This is a genomic window from Pontibacter sp. HJ8 (assembly GCF_054824225.1).
This window is the reverse complement of sequence record NZ_JSYF01000011.1, coordinates 1-17,340: the sequence shown is the minus strand read 5'-3', so window position 1 is coordinate 17,340 and position 17,340 is coordinate 1. Positions and strand designations below refer to the sequence as shown.

Below are 17,340 nucleotides of genomic sequence, written 5' to 3'. Positions count from 1 at the left end.
GCGCATACGAGATGATATACTCTGCATTGGAGCCAAACTCATAGTAAACTCCGAACCTGTGCAGCTTCTCTACCCTCCTGAAATCCACCTGCCCTCCCAGGAAGAAATAATAGTGAAGCGCTGTAGAGAAGCCATAATAGCCCTTGGCATACTTATCGTGCGGCTTTAAAGCATAATATTCATTTCCGAAGGTATAGCCTGCCTGCAATCCCGTCCGGAGCGGCTGCCAGTCCAGTGACTTAATAGGTATGGATGCAAAGGGAATATAGGTAGCTTTCAGGGCTGCGGTGAAGAGCCTGTCGCCGCCCACCTGCTCAGGCAGGTAGCCCAGGAAGAGATCGGTTTCCAGCTTTTCCTGGAAGAACGACCTGCCTGCTCCTACTGAGATAAGCCCCAGATCTCCCGCAAACTGTACCTTAGCGTGATAAGGAGAGGCTGCCTGCTCCTGGCTGTGTACCCTGGAAGCAACCAACAGCATCACCAGGCTGAGCATCAAACGTGTAGCCTTCATCGCCATCAGTAAGCAATCCTTTCAAGGGCATACCCGTCGCGCCATACCTTGAGATAGGTAAATTCCCGATGCTTGATCGTAGTAGTGGCGTGGTAGAGGACGGTGCTGTCATAGGTGTTTTCAGTACGCCAGTTATGGATGTGACCGTGGAGGCTGAGCTGCACCCGCTTGCTCTCCTTCAGCGTGTTATGGAAGGGTCGCTCCAGCGTTGAGTCGAAGTCCCCGTCGTAAGGAGGTATATGGGATACCACAATGGCCTGCTGCCAGCTATCACTTGGCTGGTGCACGAGTTGTTTGCTGAGCCAATCAATATCAGGCACCTTTCCGTTGAAGCTGTATTCACGCCCGTTGGTGTCCACCATGACAAATTTTGTATGGCCGTACACGAAGGAATAGTTGAAGTCGCCAAACATTTTCTGATACACTTTCCGGCCATTGGCCAGCAGGTCATGATTGCCGATCACGGTCAGGTAGGGCCACTTGAGCTGCTTTAGGATGTCGTGCACCCACCGGAATTCCTGTGTCATACCAAAGTCAGCGATATCGCCCTGGTGAATCACAAAATCAATCGCTTCGAAGGTATTGGCTTTCTGCACAAAGGCTTCCACATCGTCATAGAAGCGCTGTGTATCGCCCATGACGAGCAGCCGCAGGGTATCTCCGGGCTGCTGACTCTCTAATCGTTTCAGGTTAGTGGCAGTCAGGTTCTGTTCGTCTTTGTCAAGCCTGATCTGGTTCGGGTGATATTCGAACAACTCCTCGCAGGAAGACAGCAGCAGGAAAAAGGCAAAGCAGACTATTCGACCGAAAACGTTTTTCATTATGGCGCAAGTTACCATTTATGCTCTTAGTATAATAGCGCTAACCAGGAAAGAAAGTTGATATGCTCGCCCAGCCAGGTATAGCACCCGCAAAATTTAAAGCAAAAGGCAGCGACCGGAAACAAAAAAGCCGGATCAGGAAGCGTCTGGCGCTTGCCCTGATCCGGCTTTATCAACAGGAATTGTTCCCTGCTGTTTTATCCAAACAAAGTAGGAGGAGCTGTTTTGAGCTGTGCGATGACCGTTTGCCCGCCTTTAGTTTTCTGACCCAGCTCTACTTTCACTTCCGTATCCAGCGGCAGGAAAATATCCACACGCGAGCCGAACTTGATAAAGCCGAACTCTTCGCCCTGGCTAACCTCATCGCCTTCGTTCACATACCACACAATGCGGCGCGCCATCGCGCCGGCGATCTGGCGGAACAATACTTCCGGGCCGGCAGTAGACTCCACGACCACGGTGGTACGCTCGTTCTGGGTGCTGGACTTCGGATGCCAGGCGACAAAGTAGTTGCCCGGGTGGTACTTGAAATAATTCACAATGCCCGATACGGGGTTGCGCGTCACGTGCACGTTGATCGGCGACATGAAAATAGAAATCTGCTTGCGCTTGTCTTTGAAATATTCCGGCTCCTCGATTTCCTCAATCACCACCACTTTGCCATCGGCAGGCGCCACAATCAGGTCTTCGTGCAACAGCAGGTTGCGGTAAGGGCTACGGAAAAACTGCAGGATCAGGAGGAAAAGGACTGCGGAAACACCAGAGAAAATTCTGTTAAAGGTATTATTGTCTGCATTGAAGTGGTAGAGCAACAGGTTGAGTACCAGCAAAATCAGCAACGTAAAAAATAATATTCTTCTTCCTTCTTTATGAATTTTCATCCGTGTTAAGTATTTGCAACAGGTCTTTGTTAAGTTATAATAGCCCATCCAGTTTCGTGGACGGGCTATTATCCTGCATTAAAATTATATAATTTTTAGTTTAAAGCAAAGCAACGTTTAGAAACCGCCGCGGAACTTGTACGTCATCGCCACTTTATCTATGGCCACGATGTAGGCAGCGATACGCATGGGCACGTTATACTTCTGAGAAGCTGCATACACACGCTCAAACGACTCGTTCATGATACGCTCGGCACGCGTGTTCACACGGTCCAGCGTCCACTTGAAGCCCATGCGGTTCTGCACCCACTCAAAGTACGAAACCGTTACACCACCGGAGTTGGCCAGGATGTCCGGCACCACCATGATGCCCTTCTCGTTGATGATGTTGTCGGCTTTGTAGGAAGTAGGTCCGTTGGCGCCCTCTACGATCAGGCGGGCCTGGATCTTGTCTACGTTTTTGATAGTGATCACATCTTCCACGGCAGCCGGTATGAGCACGTCCACTTTGGAGATCAGCAGCTCATCGTTGCTGATTTTCTCGGCGTTCTTATACCCTTCCAGGCGCCCGTTGTTGTTGTTCTTGTACTCGATTGCTTCTTCAATGTCGATGCCTTTGTCGTTCCAGTAGGCACCGCTCACATCGCTCACACCCAGTATCTTCACACCGCGCTCTGCCATCAGCTTGGCAGCCCAGGCGCCCACGTTGCCGAAGCCCTGTATCACTGCAGTGGATTTGTTCGGGTCCATGCCCAGCTTCTCCATAGCAGCCATCGCTGATACCATTACGCCACGGCCTGTAGCCTCTACGCGGCCCAGCGACCCGCCCAGTACAAGCGGCTTGCCTGTTACCACAGCGTGTATGGTAGAGCCTTTCATTTTGGAATATTCGTCCATCAGCCAGGCCATCTCGCGCGGACCGGTGCCCATGTCAGGCGCAGGTATGTCCTGGTCGGGGCCGAAGGTATCTACCAGTGCCTGGGTATAGGCTCTGGTCAGACGCTCCATCTCACCGGCAGACATCGAGAAAGGGTCGCAAATGACGCCACCTTTGGCGCCACCGTACGGGATATCCACTACGGCACACTTCCAGGTCATCCAGGCAGCCAAGGCTTTCACCTCATCCAGGAACACATCTGGTGCAAAGCGGATGCCACCTTTGGACGGGCCCAGGATCGTGGAGTGAATCACTCTGTATCCTTCAAACACGCGCACTTTACCGTCATCCATCGTGACAGGCACGTTCACGATCACCTGTCGCGTCGGCGTCTTAAGGACGTTGTAAATCTCCTCATCCAATCCTAATATCTCTGCCGCGATGTTGAAACGCGACATCATCGATTCAAATGGGTTCTCCCTGTCCTTTATCGGCGCTGGCTCTTTGTATAACATCATTTAAAGCTTTTGAATTAATCAATGATTAACAATTTAGCGGCAAAGTTATGTAATTTAAACTTACAACCTTCTAACAAACAACCAACAAAAGTTTAGAAAATCTTGAGGAAAGCCACAATGAAGGGAATTACCATGATCAGGCTGTCAAAGCGGTCCAGAATGCCTCCATGGCCGGGTAACAAGGTACCGGAATCTTTTACATTCAGGCTGCGCTTCAGCAAGGATTCCACCAGGTCGCCCAGCACCCCGAAGACGGATACGATCAGGGCTACGCCCAGCCACTGGTAGAGTTCCAGATCCTCAAAAAACAGGGCCAGCACCCCTCCTACCAGCAGGGCCAGCACCGTACCACCCACCCAGCCTTCCCAGGTTTTGCCCGGCGAAACGCGTTCCATTATTTTGTGTTTCCCAAAGTTTTTGCCCGCGATGTAGGCGCCTGTATCTGCAGACCAGATCAAGAGCAGCAGCCCCAGTATGGGCTCCCAGCTATAAACGCCCTGCAGGTAGCCCAGCAGGTGCAGCAACCCGAAAGGCACGGCTATGTAGAGCACACCCAGTAGCGTAAAGGCGATGTTGGTAAAAGGCTGCGGCTGCTTGCGGTAGAGCTCAACCACAAAGGTGAGGAAAAATACGGGCAGCGCCAGGTATAGCCACTCCACTGGCATCAGTTCTTTTTGGAGCAGGAAGGTACCGATGAATATGCCGGCCGCCAGCACCATGCCCAGTTTTTTGTTCGGTTTTATACCCAGTGTGCCCACCAGGCGGTAGAACTCCAATGTTCCCAGGAGCGTGAGCCCCAGGAAAAGCAGAAAAAAAGTCCATTCGCTGATAATGATGCCACCAATAAAGAGGCCAGCCCCTAATACTCCGACAATTAAACGTTGCTGTAAATTACTAAGGGCAGATATCTTTTTGCTCATGAGGTGTACATAGCCGGTCTGGATCACCGGGAGAGTTGTCTTTTAAAGTTCGTGTTGCTCGGCGCTGGCCTCGGCTATACTGGCCGGGCGCGTAGGCACCTGCATAAACTGCTTGTAAAGATAATAGATTATGGCAGCACTCAGCCCCACCGACAACACTATTGTATAGATCGGCATCGGCTCGGTTGACTCTACATCAAACGCAATTGTCTTGGTCTGTTGCAGGTATAGCAGGAACACGGTAAAGCCATTGTTGAAAAAATGCGCCACGATCGGTACCCAGATATTGCCCGACCACAGGTATAGGTAGCCAAACAAAGCACCCAGCAAGGCACGCGGCACAAAGCCAAAAAACTGCACGTGTATGGCAGCAAAGACGATCGCGGACACCCATACCGCTACATGCGCATTGCCGGACCAGCGGTGCACCTGGCGCTGCAGAACGCCCCGGAACACCAGTTCTTCGCCAATGGCAGGTATAACGGCAATCGTAAGCAGGCCAACCAGCAGACGCGGCACGGTGGCGAAGTTCGCGATCATTTTGGTCAGCTCCGCCAGTTCATCTTCTTTGGCTCGCGCCCACTGCTCAAACCCCTGCATAAAGTCCGGCAGATTCAACTTCGCGTTCCAGTTGATGATCAGGGAGTTGGCCGGCATGATGATGATCACCAGTAAGCCTGCCAGCAGCACCAGGCCCATTACCGGGATTTTTTTCCAGTTGAGGTAGTCGTTGATGTTATGACCTGCCAGCCGCAACATCAGCAGCGGCCCCAGCACAAACGAAAAGAACTGCACCAGCCCCTGAAACAGCAGCAGGATATCGGCGCCATCCGGGTAATCGGCCGGGTTCTCTATGATTTTGGTCAATTCAAAAATATTGACGCCAAAGATCAGGTTCACCAACAGGCTGTAGATAAAGGTGGCTATAAAATAGCCGCCCAGCATGAACGCCAACATCAGCAGTATGACAAAAAATGGGTGTTGCCCTTTGGAGATGAAACCTTTCATAGAGAAGATTAGGTTTAATTGACGTAAATTTACGTGAAATTTTAATTTTTGCTTTGGTAAAGATAGCGAACATAGAACTGGGAGAGTTTCCGCTGCTGCTGGCACCGATGGAAGACGTGAGCGATCCGCCCTTCCGTAAAGTGTGCAAAGCGAACGGTGCCGACCTGATGTACACCGAGTTTATCTCTTCTGAGGGACTGATACGTGACGCCGCCAAAAGTGTGCAAAAACTGGACATTTTTGACTACGAGCGCCCGATCGGCATCCAGATTTTCGGCTCAGAAATTGACTCCATGCGGGAAGCAGCCATCGTATCGGCGCAGGCCGGTCCTGACCTGATCGACATCAACTACGGCTGCCCGGTCAAGAATGTAGCGTGCAAAGGGGCAGGGGCCGCACTGCTGCGCGACATTCCGAAGATGGTGCAGATGACCTCCGAGATCGTGAAGGCAACACACCTGCCGGTGACGGTAAAGACCCGGTTGGGCTGGGACGAAAACACCAAGAACGTAGTAGACAATGCCGAGCGCCTGCAGGACATCGGCATACAGGCGCTGAGCATACACGGCCGCACCCGCGTGCAGATGTACAAAGGCGAAGCCGACTGGACCCTGATTGCAGCCGTGAAGAATAACCCGCGGATGAAGATCCCGATCTTCGGGAACGGGGACATCGACTCTCCGCAAAAAGCGCTGGAGTACCGTAACCGCTATGGCGTGGATGGCATCATGATCGGACGCGCTTCTATCGGGCATCCGTGGATCTTCAATGAAGTGAAACATTACATGGCGACCGGCGAACTGCTGGCCCCCCCTACGCTGGAAGAGCGCGTGGCGGTATGCCGCCAGCACTTTACGCACTCGCTGGAGTGGAAGGGTGAGAAGCTCGGCATTTTCGAGATGCGCCGCCACTATACCAACTACTTCCGCGGCCTGTCGCACTTCAAACCGCTGCGCATGAAGCTGGTGCAGTCCGAAGATATCAACGAGATCTACGAAACACTCGAGGAGATAGCCCAGACCATGAGCTATGCCTGAGTTTAAGAGTTAGAAAGTTTAGAAGTCAGAAAGTTTTTAAGGAGTTGGGGTTCGACATAGGTGTTGAGACTTCAACTCCTTTTATCTTTGCAGTTAAGTTGAAAGGTGGCTTCCATACCAGAGGTACCTTTCTAACTTTTTAACCTCTAAACTTTCTGACTATCAAAACAGTAACCACTCCTGAACAGGAGAAAACAGAGACGCCGGCGCTTGCCTGGTTTCTGCTTATCATACTGGCCCTCATCTGGGGCACTTCCTTCATCCTGATCAAGAAAGGCCTGGTTGTTTTCAGTTCCAATGAGCTGGGCGCTATCCGTATTGCGATTGCCTTCCTGACCCTGGCGCCTTTTGCCATCCGGCATATCCGGCAGGTGGAGTCCTACCGCTGGAAATACCTGCTCGGCAGTGGCCTGTTGGGCAACCTGTTGCCGGCTTTCCTGTTTGCCTATGCCGAGACCCGGCTGGCCAGCGGCCTGGCCGGGGTATTGAACTCCCTGACTGCCCTCTTTACCTTGCTGATCGGGGCCATGTTCTTTCAGCAGGCCATTACCTGGATGCGTATGCTGGGTATTACGATCGGTATCGTGGGTACGGCAGTACTCATATTCTCCGGCGGAGACACCAACATGGACAACACATTCTATGGCATATACATTGTCATCGCCACGATCTGCTACGGCGGCAGCGTCAATATCATCAAGCACCGCCTGCAGGGCATGAAACCGCTGGTGATGTCGAGCATGGCCCTGCTCACGGTAGGGCCGCTGGCGATCGTCTATATGTTCACGACGGATGTGGTACCGAAGCTGCAACATGCACCGGGCGCCTGGGAAGCCTTCCTATACATCGCGATACTGGCTGTTTTCAGCACGGCCGTGGGACTGGTGCTCTTCAACAAACTCATCCACATGTCTACTACCCTTTTTGCCAGCTCCTCTACTTATCTTATACCCATCGTTGCGTTGATGTGGGGCGTGCTCGACGGCGAAACCATACAGCTGTGGCACTACATCGGCATGTTCATCATACTGGCAGGGGTCTTCATCGTGAACAGGGCCAAATAGGAAACCCGTATTTTACAGATCAAAAAAAGTCCGTGCCCATAACACGGACTTTTTTTGATCTGCCGCCCTGGCACATACATTATGAAAATATTTACATAGTGCAATATACTCTGGCACAGGCTTCTCCACATTCAGGGCTATACAAGCTTGCCCGATTAAGTGCTATTCCGGGCGCTGTAAAATCCCCTCCTGACAGCTTTATAGCGACTTATCAAAAATATTTTCATTTTCAGGCCATCATAATAGTATAACTTTCCAAATTCTGTATTAGCTTTAAGAGTCTCACTCCCACGTGAGAAGGCAAAACGAATCCTTACTAACTTCTATATTATTTCCAATGAAACACCTGTACTCCTACGTTACAAGTCAAGCTGCCTTGTGCCTGCATGTACTGTACATGCTGCTGTCACCCACAGGAAACCCACCCCGTGCGCTGCAGCAAACAAACTTAAAACGCCTCTCTGCCGGCTCTCTACAACCTTTATTTCTTCTGTCATAATCCTGTAGTTTTATGAAGAGAAGATTTCTGACTATGTCAGCCGTCCTGCTATGTATGACGGCTGCACCTGTGCTGGCACAAAATCTGAAGGCCAAAGGCCCGGAACAAGCCACCAACAGACCTGCTTTGCAGAAGCTCTACAATGAGATAGGCCCGAAAGGCAAGGCAAATAAAGAACGCGCGCTGCAGCTTGCTCAGCAGAAAAACTGGGTAGTAAAGCAGGTGCAAAAGGACGGTACCGTGATTTCGCTGGAAGGCGTGGATGACAATGGTTTTCCGATCCATTACATCACCGATAACAACACCCGTGCGGCTGCCTCTGTCAAAACAGACCAGGTATGGCCGGGCGGTAACACAGGATTTAACCTGAGCGGCAGCAGCGATGCGATGCGTGGCAAGCTGGCCGTATGGGACGGTGGCGCCGTCAGGCTCTCACACCAGGAACTTGCCGGAAGAGTGACGCAGCGCGATGGCGTAACCGCTATCAGTGACCACGCGGTACACGTATCCGGTACGATGATCGCCTCGGGTGTGAACCCGCTGGCCAAGGGGATGTCCTTTGGTGCCAGGGACCTGCAGGCATGGGACTTCAGCAACGATGCCCCGGAGATGGCTGCTGCCGCGCATGAGCTGCTGATCTCGAACCACTCCTACGGCACTATCGCCGGCTGGTACTACAACACAGGCCGTGCGGGCACTGCCGCAAACCCTTTCTGGGAGCTTCGTGCCAACCCGAACGTAAGCGCCACAGAAGATTATAACTTCGGCTACTACAACTCGGCTGCACAGCAGTGGGACCAGATCGCCTACAACGCTCCATATTACCTGATGGTGAAGTCCTCGGGCAACAACCGCAACCAGACGGGTCCGGCAGTCGGGCAGCCGTACTGGAAGCTAAGCGCGACGGGCACCTGGGTGCTGGAAAACCGTCCGGCAGGCATCAGCAGCAACAGCGGGTATGACATCATCTCTACCTACGGCAATGCCAAGAACATCCTGACAGTAGGGGCTGTGGAACCGATTGCCAACGGCTATAAAACCACAGCTGATGTGAAGATCTCCTCTTTCAGTTCATGGGGTCCAACAGACGATGGCCGTATCAAGCCGGATATCGTGGGCAACGGAGTCGCTTTGCTGTCTTCTATCGGCACGGCAGACGACGCGTATTCGTCCATGAATGGCACCTCCATGTCATCGCCTAACGTTTCCGGCTCACTGAATCTGATGCAGGAACATTACCATAATACGTATGGCAACTTCATGCGTGCCGCTACCCTGAAGGGATTGGCGATACACACGGCGGATGAAGCAGGCACCACGCCTGGTCCAGACTATGTGTATGGCTGGGGCTTGCTGAACACAGAAAAAGCAGCCAGGGCGATCTCCAATTCAGGCAACAACCTGATCAACGAGCGCACGCTGGCACAAGGCGAAACCTATACCTTCAATGTAACAGCTTCCGGCGCAGGCCCACTCGTGGTAACCATCGCCTGGACGGATGTGGAAGGCCAGGTTTTATCTGTCGGAACTTCTGTTTTGAACAACCGTACGCCGCGCCTGGTAAACGACCTGGATGTACGCGTATCCAAAGGCCTGACGACTTTCCAGCCCTGGGTGCTGGATCCTGCCAACCCAGCTTTGGCCGCCAGCTTCGGCGACAACTTCCGCGACAACGTGGAGCAGGTATACATTGCCAACGCCGTACCCGGTGAGAACTATACCATTACGATCCGACACAAAGGCACACTGGCCAAAGGACCGCAGGCTTACGCACTGCTCGTGAGCGGCATCGGTGGTTCGGCTTACTGTGCGTCCAATGCCCTTTCTGATGCTGACTCCAAGATCACTCACTTCTCGCTGGGTGGATTGAATAACACGCCGGCAGCTGGCTGCAGCGCCTTCGGTGACTATACAAACCTGACGGCTACCCTGCAACCGGGACAGACAGTGCCCCTGAGCCTGACACTGGGTACCTGCGGCGCTGACAACAGCAAAGTAGCCAAGGTATACATCGACTGGAACAAGGATGCGGACTTTGACGACGAAGGCGAACTGGTCGCCACCACAGGTGTTGTGAACAGCACCCATACCTATACCGCTTCTGTAACCGTGCCAACCTCCGTAGCGGAAGGCACCATCAGCCGCATGCGTGTGGTACTGGCCGAAACAACCAACCCGGACGACGTGACGGCATGCGGCACATATAGCAAAGGCGAAACGCACGACTACAGGGTACAATTCCAGGCAGCCAGCAATGATGTAGGTATAGCAGCAGTGATGTTCCCGACACAGGGCTTCTGTGCTAATCCTGCGCAAAGCGTGGAAGTGGTGATCCGTAATTATGGTACGGCCGCCCAAAGCAAAATCCCGGTAACCGTGCATATCAGCAACGGCAGCGGTCCGGTAGCGACACTCTCCGGCACCTATGCCGCCGCAGTTGGCTCCAACAGCGATGCCCGTTTCTTCCTGCCGGGTTCCTTCAACGCAGCAGCAAATACGACCTATACCTTCACGGCTACGACCGCACTTACCAGCGATCAGAACCCGGGCAATAACCAACTGGTGCAGGCACTATCGAGCAGCAACCTGTCTGACGCTCCTGTAGCATCGGCTACGGTGTGCGGCAACGGTCCTACCGTGTTGCGTGCCTCCGGCAACGGTACGACGTTCTGGTACGACGCCCTGACAGGCGGGAACCTCGTCGCTGCCGGTAACGAAACCCTGGTGAACGGCGGCGCAGCAAACAAGACCTATTATGCTGCCCTGAATGAATTCTCCGGTACGGTACCATCTGCCAGCCCTACTTCCGGCGGTGCCATGTCCAACTTCAGCAACGGCAGAATGTTCTTTGACGCGGAAGTACCCTTCATCCTGGAGAAGACGACCATCAACGTAGGCACCGGTGGCACCATGACAGTTGACCTGCTGGACAAGGACCTGAGCGGCAACGTGATCGCCAGCACCGTGATCACCGTTGTGCCTGGTATCAACGAGTACATGCTGAACCTGCCTGTACCGGCTGCCGGCAAGAACTATACCCTGCTGGTATCTGCTTTCGGTGGTGGAGCGACAGCTTACCGCAACAACACGACGAACTCTGCCGCTTACCCGCTCACCATACCGAATGTGATCTCGATCATAGGGAACAACGGCGGTACACCTTCCGCTTTCTATTACTTCCTCTACAACCTGAAGGTAAAAGCCTTAGGCTGTGCCAGCCCACGCGTAGCAGTGACTACGACCACGGCTCCGGCTACTGTCGCTACAATTACGCCGGCAGGCCCTACTACTGTCTGCGTAGGCCAAACCGTCGTGCTGAATGCGAACACCGGTTCAGACCTGCGCTATACCTGGTATAAAGACGAAAAAGTGATCCAGGATGCCACAGCTGCTGTTTACACGGCAACTGTAACAGGCAACTATACCGTGACTGTGACGGCTGCCAATGGATGTCCGCAGACATCGGAAGCAGTCGCTGTTACCGTAAATCCGCTGCCGCCAACGGCACTGTCCATCAGCAAGAACTTCAGCCTGGGTACCTGCCCTGGCGATGCCTTCTCGCTCGTACTGAGTGCCGAGACAACAGAGCAGAACGCCGGCTTCTCGTACCAGTGGTCTAAAGACGGAGCACCCATCGCCAACGCGACAACAGCGACGTATACAGCCACGACAAGCGGCAACTATACCGTTACGGTAACCACGCCTTGCGGCACGATTACGGCTACTCCGGTTGCTGTCAGCAACGACGTAGCACAGGTAACTGCACCGGGTGCAGAGATCTGCGGCACGAGCGGCAGCGCGACCTTGGCAGCACAGACCAATGTGGGCCAACTCTACTGGTTCGACGCAGCTACCAACGGCAAGCTGCTCCACATCGGGGAGTCTTTCACGACGCCTGTCCTGACGCAGAGCACCAACTACTTTGTAGCGGCCAGCAACGAAACCACCGGCAATCTGGGATCTAAAAACCACAGCGTAAGCGGCGGTTACTCCAACTTTACCGGAGGCAGAATGTACTTTGACGCCCAGGTACCTTTTGTACTGGAAAAAACAACGATCAACGTAGCCACGGCCGGCACCATGACGGTTATCATTGTGGACAAAGACTTCAGCAATACCATTATTGCGGCAAGTGTGATCAACGTGACGCCAGGCGTAAAAGCATATGATGTAAACCTGCTTGTGCCTGCCGCTGGCAAGAACTATGGCATACAGGTCTATGCCTTTGGGGGCGGTGCGACGGCCTACCGTAACAATGTGGCCAATTCATCTCCTTACCCCTACGCGCTTTCAGGTATAGCCAGCATTACGGGCAATAACCAGACTGCTCCGGCCAGCTTCTACTATTACCTGTATGACTGGCAGGTAAGCGCAGCCAGCTGCAGCACAGCACCACGCGTAAGCGTACCGGTGACTGTTACGCCTGCTACGATCGCCGGCACGCTGAGCGCCAGCACTACTTCGGTATGCACAGGCAGCAACAACGGCACCATCAGCCTGAGCGGCCAGACCGGCAGCGTGGTACGCTGGGAGGCATCCACGGACGGCTCGAACTGGACAACCGTTGACGGTACAGCGACTGAACTTCCTTTCCTGAACCTGACCCAGACGACCAGCTACCGCGCCTTGGTGCAGAACGGCGGTTGCAGTGAAGTATACACTGCGGCTCTGACGGTGACGGTGAATGCCTTACCTCAGGCGGCTATCGCCGTGTCCGGCGTTAACAAGCGTGGCTTCGTTACACTGACAGCTTCCCCGGCAGGCAAAGGGTACACGTATCTGTGGAGCAACGGAGAAACAAAGGCTTCTATCTCGGTGCGCCCGGGCGACCATCCTTACACGGTGACGGTAACAGATGCCAATGGCTGCTATGCTACTTCTGCGGAAGTGAGATCCATACCGCTTAACCAGAGCGCTACCAGTGCCTTGCAAGGTATGCAGGAGGCGCAGGAGGATATCCGTCTGAAAGCTTACCCGAACCCGAACACAGGCCGGTTCACGATCAGCTTCACAGCCGGTGAGGCAGAAAAAGTGACGGTACGACTAATAAGCACTGTGGGCCAGGTATTGCTGGAGGATACGCAGCACAACTTCTCGGGCAACTATGAGCGACAGGTTAATATGGAAAACGCACCAAAAGGCGTTTACATCCTGCAGGTTTCGCTCCATGACCAAACCATCACCCGTAAAGTAGTGATCCAGCACTAATTTATCCGGATCATCTTTTACAGAACAGCCCCTGCGCCCTTCGTGCAGGGGCTGTTTTATTTTATAATTCCTGTTGCTACCTGGGTATACCGGATCGGTATCGCTCAGCTCTGGGAGTTCATCAGGCTGCTGAGAAAAAATAGGTACTAGACTTCTAGTGGCTGCAGCAAGGGTCTAAGCAAACAAAAAGGCTGCTCTTTCGGGGCAGCCTTTTTTACTACTATCGGATTGAATACGATCAGAACTGCATCCTGTAAAAGTCATGCACAACCGTCCGAGCGCCGTAGCTCTCCTTGTTGCTGACAAGCTGCTCGTTCAGGTATAGCCCCTGCTGCTCGGTGGAGACGCCGAAACTGAAATACTTTTTGTGCGGGTATACCTTTGTCAGGAGGTAATCGGTGAGAAAATCCAGCGCTGCTGTCTCACGCCCTCTGGCGCTGGAGGCAATGTACTGGCTGTGCGCCACCGTCGCGGATTCATATACCACCATACCGGCAATCATCGAATCTCCTTCATACACAGCGTATAGCCGGATGTTATCCCGGAAAGCCGTTGCCAGACGCGTGAGCTCTTCTGTTGTATGGGCCGGTCGCAGCTTATACTTTCCCTGCAGCACCTCCTCAACCAATTGCATGTATACCTGATATTCCTGGCTCTCCCGTACGACCAGGTTATACTGCCGGGCCTGCTTCAGCTTTCGCCTGCGCAAGGTAGCATAGGGCAGTTTGTTGTCCAGCGTAATCACGGAATTGAGGGTGCGCTGGCAGAGCTCTGCCTGGTTCCGAAACAAAGCATACAGATCTTCTTCGGCCGGCACCTGGTGATAAATGTGCGGTATCGCTTTATAGTAAAGTGTCTTGAATCCGAGCTGCCGGCAGTAGCCGATCATCGCATCGAATACCTTCAGCATGAGCGGCGCTTTCATATTGTTGCCGCTCACGATGCCCCCGTAACTCAGCCCGGCATGTGAGTGTAGCTCCGCTCCTATGGCATTTGCCGGCAGCACCGCCACCAGCTTCCCTTTACTGTAGAACAGCTGCGAATGGTCGGCATACCTGTCGGCGTGGTAGTCCATGTAGTCCCGCAGCAGCATGAAGGTGCCGTTTCGGGAGGCTCGCACGAACGTATTCCATTCCGGTTTATACCTGCTGCTATACCTGACTATTTCTACCATGTTCTATTCAATCTGTATCCCGGTACACAAATCAGGCGGCACGACTTTCGAAGGATTATACCTAACGGGAAAATTAATAAGCTACTAACGCAACACTCGAGACTCAGAGCTCGCGACTCAGAACTCCTATCCCTTATCTGTTGAGCACGATCCGGAACGTGGTCCCTTTTCCTACTTCCGATGCTTTGACATACAGCCTGCCCCTGTGGTAGTTATCGATGATGCGTTTGGCCAACGCCAGGCCAAGGCCCCAGCCCCGTTTTTTGGTCGTGTAGCCAGGCAAAAAGACCGTGTCCATTTTGCTTTTCGATATACCTTTACCGGAATCTGTGATGTCGAGCGCGATCTGGCTCTTGCCCAGCAGGGCCAGTTGCAGTTTGATGCTGCCCCTGCCCTCCATGGCATCCACGGCATTTTTGCAGATATTTTCGATCACCCAATCAAACAGGGGCACATTTACTTTAGCCGTAATGTCAGGCGCGAAGCCGGAAGTAACCGTAAATTCGACCTTGCTGGAAATGCGGTTTTGCAGGTAGTTGATGGCATTCTCTGTCACCTGCAGGATGTTCTCATCGCGTAGCAACGGCACGGAGCCAATATTAGAAAAGCGCTCCGTGATGATCTCCAGGCGCCGGATGTCTTTCCAGAGCTCTGCCGTGATCGGCTCGTTTTCAAACTTCGGGCTTGCCTTCATATACTCATACCAGGCCATCAGCGAAGAAAGCGGTGTACCCAACTGGTGCGCCGTTTCTTTGGCAAGTCCCACCCATACCCGGTTCTGCTCCGCCTTGCGCGAATAGCTGAAGGCAAAATACGCCATCAAGGCAAAACAGGCAATGACCATCAGCTGCACATACGGGTAGTAGCGCAACTGCGAGAGCAGGGCCGAGTCTTTGTAGAACACATAGTTTTCGGATCCTTCTGCCCACGGCACCACGATGGGGGCATGTTGCGCCTTCATCTTCGTTATTTCGCGCTGCAGCTGTTCATTTTTTCGTTCGTCCGAAATGTTTTCAGGAAAGCTGATGTTCTTATAGTCGAGGATATTTTCGCGTTCATCCGTCAGGATAACAGGAACGGTCGTATTGGAGGATAAGATTTCTTCTTCGATAAAAACGATGTTATCATCGCTCGGCGCATTGATCATGTAGCGCAACCCTTTGGCATAGAGTTGCACCAGTTCCTGCTCCCGCTCCGAGAGTTTGCTCACCAGAACGTTGGTATACGTGATGGTAGCAGCCCCGATGATGAGTGCAACAATAACGACAATAAACTTTATTCGGTTCTTTTGCGAATAGATGGGTATCATGAAGGCTACACGAAAATTATCTGAAATTAGTATAAATTAATTATTAAGGTCAAGTAAGTTTCATTTTAATAATCATTCGAGTAATTTTGCACTTTAGCATTTCCACTATTACTATGCTACAGAATTTTAAAGCAATCAGCCTCTCGTACAAGAAAGCGCCGCTGGATATCAGGGAACTGATTGCCTTAGATGAAGTTTCGTGCAGACAATTTCTTCAAACCCTCAAAAGCTTTATTCAGGCTTCTGACATATTAGTCCTCTCTACCTGCAACCGCACCGAAGTGTACTATAATGCCGATGTTGATTATAGCACTGAGATCGTCAAGCTGCTCGGCATCACCAAAGGCATCGACAACATTACCCAGTACCTTGACTATTTTACCATCCTCAACCAGCACGACGATGCCGTACAGCATTTGTTTGAGGTCAGCATGGGACTGGAGTCACAGGTGGTGGGCGATATGCAGATCACTAACCAGGTGAAGCAGTCGTACCAGTGGGCGGCCGACAACGAGACGGCCGGTCCGTTTCTGCACCGCCTGATGCACACCATATTCTTTACCAATAAGCGCGTTGTGCAGGAAACTGCTTTTCGTGATGGGGCTGCCTCCACCTCGTACGCAGCGATCGAACTGATCGAAGAGCTGACCGCGGATGTAGTGGCTGAACCGAAGATACTGGTGGTGGGCCTGGGCGAGATCGGGGCCGATGTGTGCCGCAACCTCAAAGACAAAGGCTACCAGCACGTGAAGATCATCAACCGCACGCTGGCCAAGGCGCAGCTGCTGGCAGATGAGTGTGGCCTGGAGCTGCTTCCGTTTGAAGATATGGTGCAGGGGTTGAAAGAGGCCGATGTGATCATATCTTCTGTTGCCCGCGAAACACCTTTCTTTACCAAAGAAATGATTCAGCGCCTCAATGTGCTGACATTTAAGTTTTTCATTGACCTGTCTGTGCCCCGCAGCGTGGAGGCAGATGTAGAGTCTGTTCCGGGTGTGCTGGTTTACAACATCGACACGATTCAGAACAAAGCATCCGAGGCACTGCAGCAACGCATCAACTCCGTGCCGAAAGTAAAGTCGATCATACTGGAATCGATCGAGCAGTTCAACGACTGGTCGAAAGAGATGATGGTGTCCCCGACCATCAACAAGCTCAAGAACGCGTTGGAGACCATCCGACAGGAGGAAATGGCGCGCTACATCAAAAAGCTCGGCCCGAAAGAATCCCAGCTCATTGATAACATTACCAAATCGATGATGCAGAAAGTGATCAAACTGCCGGTGCTTCAGCTCAAAGCTGCCTGTAAGCGTGGCGAAGCCGAGACCCTTATTGATCTCCTCAACGACCTGTTTGACCTCGAAAAACAACCGGCCGACTCGGTATAAAAGAAGAAAAATCCAAGTAAATATAAAGCTGACTCAAAAAGTCAGCTTTTTTATGTTTAAAGTTGCGCCATATAACTATTAATATATATCTTTGCATATGTAATTATTCAAACATTTAATATACC

Annotated in this window: 12 protein-coding genes; 4 read left to right on the top strand and 8 right to left on the bottom strand. The window is 52.5% G+C overall.

All coding sequences use genetic code 11. The annotated features are described in order from the left end of the window. The 6 genes from OB13_RS00575 to OB13_RS00550 form a co-directional block, all read right to left on the bottom strand. A partial coding sequence (locus OB13_RS00575; protein ID WP_461488189.1) for a hypothetical protein occupies positions 1-517 on the bottom strand: 517 nt, incomplete at its 3' end. Then, complete coding sequence (locus tag OB13_RS00570) at positions 517-1,332, bottom strand: metallophosphoesterase family protein (protein WP_461488188.1); 816 nt, start codon at positions 1,330-1,332, stop codon at positions 517-519. The genes OB13_RS00575 and OB13_RS00570, both read right to left, overlap by 1 nt. Positions 1,333-1,529: 197 nt before the next feature. Then, positions 1,530-2,213: a phosphatidylserine decarboxylase family protein gene (locus OB13_RS00565; protein WP_461488187.1), complete on the bottom strand. Its 684-nt coding sequence runs from the start codon at positions 2,211-2,213 to the stop codon at positions 1,530-1,532. A gap of 117 nt (positions 2,214-2,330) precedes the next feature. After that, the gene (locus tag OB13_RS00560) at positions 2,331-3,605 is read right to left on the bottom strand and encodes a Glu/Leu/Phe/Val family dehydrogenase (protein ID WP_461488191.1); all 1,275 of its coding nucleotides are present in this window, start codon (positions 3,603-3,605) and stop codon (positions 2,331-2,333) included. Positions 3,606-3,700: 95 nt separating this feature from the next. Further along, the gene (locus OB13_RS00555) at positions 3,701-4,528 is read right to left on the bottom strand and encodes a phosphatidate cytidylyltransferase (protein WP_461488186.1); all 828 of its coding nucleotides are present in this window, start codon (positions 4,526-4,528) and stop codon (positions 3,701-3,703) included. A 42-nt stretch (positions 4,529-4,570) separates the two neighbouring features. After that, complete coding sequence (locus OB13_RS00550; RefSeq protein ID WP_461488185.1) at positions 4,571-5,536, bottom strand: lysostaphin resistance A-like protein; 966 nt, start codon at positions 5,534-5,536, stop codon at positions 4,571-4,573. 53 nt (positions 5,537-5,589) lie between these two features. Between OB13_RS00550 and dusB the strand changes: the two genes are divergently transcribed. The 3 genes from dusB to OB13_RS00535 all read left to right on the top strand — a co-directional run bounded on the left by dusB (position 5,590) and on the right by OB13_RS00535 (position 13,344). Continuing rightward, entirely contained in the window at positions 5,590-6,573 is a 984-nt protein-coding gene (gene dusB, locus OB13_RS00545) for a tRNA dihydrouridine synthase DusB (protein ID WP_461488184.1), read from the top strand. 155 nt (positions 6,574-6,728) lie between these two features. Then, complete coding sequence (locus OB13_RS00540; protein WP_461488190.1) at positions 6,729-7,637, top strand: DMT family transporter; 909 nt, start codon at positions 6,729-6,731, stop codon at positions 7,635-7,637. Between the two features lie 511 nt (positions 7,638-8,148). Further along, entirely contained in the window at positions 8,149-13,344 is a 5,196-nt protein-coding gene (locus tag OB13_RS00535; RefSeq protein ID WP_461488183.1) for an Ig-like domain-containing protein, read from the top strand. A gap of 238 nt (positions 13,345-13,582) precedes the next feature. On the opposite strand, the gene OB13_RS00530 is transcribed toward OB13_RS00535, so the two are convergent. Together OB13_RS00530 and OB13_RS00525 are read right to left on the bottom strand one after the other, a co-directional pair. Beyond that, complete coding sequence (locus tag OB13_RS00530) at positions 13,583-14,518, bottom strand: GNAT family N-acetyltransferase (RefSeq protein WP_461488182.1); 936 nt, start codon at positions 14,516-14,518, stop codon at positions 13,583-13,585. A gap of 133 nt (positions 14,519-14,651) precedes the next feature. Beyond that, complete coding sequence (locus OB13_RS00525) at positions 14,652-15,827, bottom strand: ATP-binding protein (RefSeq protein WP_461488181.1); 1,176 nt, start codon at positions 15,825-15,827, stop codon at positions 14,652-14,654. Between the two features lie 113 nt (positions 15,828-15,940). Here OB13_RS00525 and hemA point away from each other — a divergent pair, with 113 nt between their 5' ends. After that, the gene (hemA, locus tag OB13_RS00520; RefSeq protein WP_461488180.1) at positions 15,941-17,215 is read left to right on the top strand and encodes a glutamyl-tRNA reductase; all 1,275 of its coding nucleotides are present in this window, start codon (positions 15,941-15,943) and stop codon (positions 17,213-17,215) included. Positions 17,216-17,340: the final 125 nt, after the last annotated feature.

Bases quoted from the DNA above. Each gene is read 5' to 3' on its own strand.
- OB13_RS00570 (WP_461488188.1), bottom strand. From the start codon at position 1,332: ATGAAAAACGTTTTCGGTCGAATAGTCTGCTTTGCCTTTTTCCTGCTG.
- OB13_RS00565 (WP_461488187.1), bottom strand. From the start codon at position 2,213: ATGAAAATTCATAAAGAAGGAAGAAGAATATTATTTTTTACGTTGCTG.
- OB13_RS00560 (WP_461488191.1), bottom strand. From the start codon at position 3,605: ATGTTATACAAAGAGCCAGCGCCGATAAAGGACAGGGAGAACCCATTT.
- OB13_RS00555 (WP_461488186.1), bottom strand. From the start codon at position 4,528: ATGAGCAAAAAGATATCTGCCCTTAGTAATTTACAGCAACGTTTAATT.
- OB13_RS00550 (WP_461488185.1), bottom strand. From the start codon at position 5,536: ATGAAAGGTTTCATCTCCAAAGGGCAACACCCATTTTTTGTCATACTG.
- OB13_RS00535 (WP_461488183.1), top strand. From the start codon at position 8,149: ATGAAGAGAAGATTTCTGACTATGTCAGCCGTCCTGCTATGTATGACG.
- OB13_RS00530 (WP_461488182.1), bottom strand. From the start codon at position 14,518: ATGGTAGAAATAGTCAGGTATAGCAGCAGGTATAAACCGGAATGGAAT.
- OB13_RS00525 (WP_461488181.1), bottom strand. From the start codon at position 15,827: ATGATACCCATCTATTCGCAAAAGAACCGAATAAAGTTTATTGTCGTT.
- hemA (WP_461488180.1), top strand. From the start codon at position 15,941: ATGCTACAGAATTTTAAAGCAATCAGCCTCTCGTACAAGAAAGCGCCG.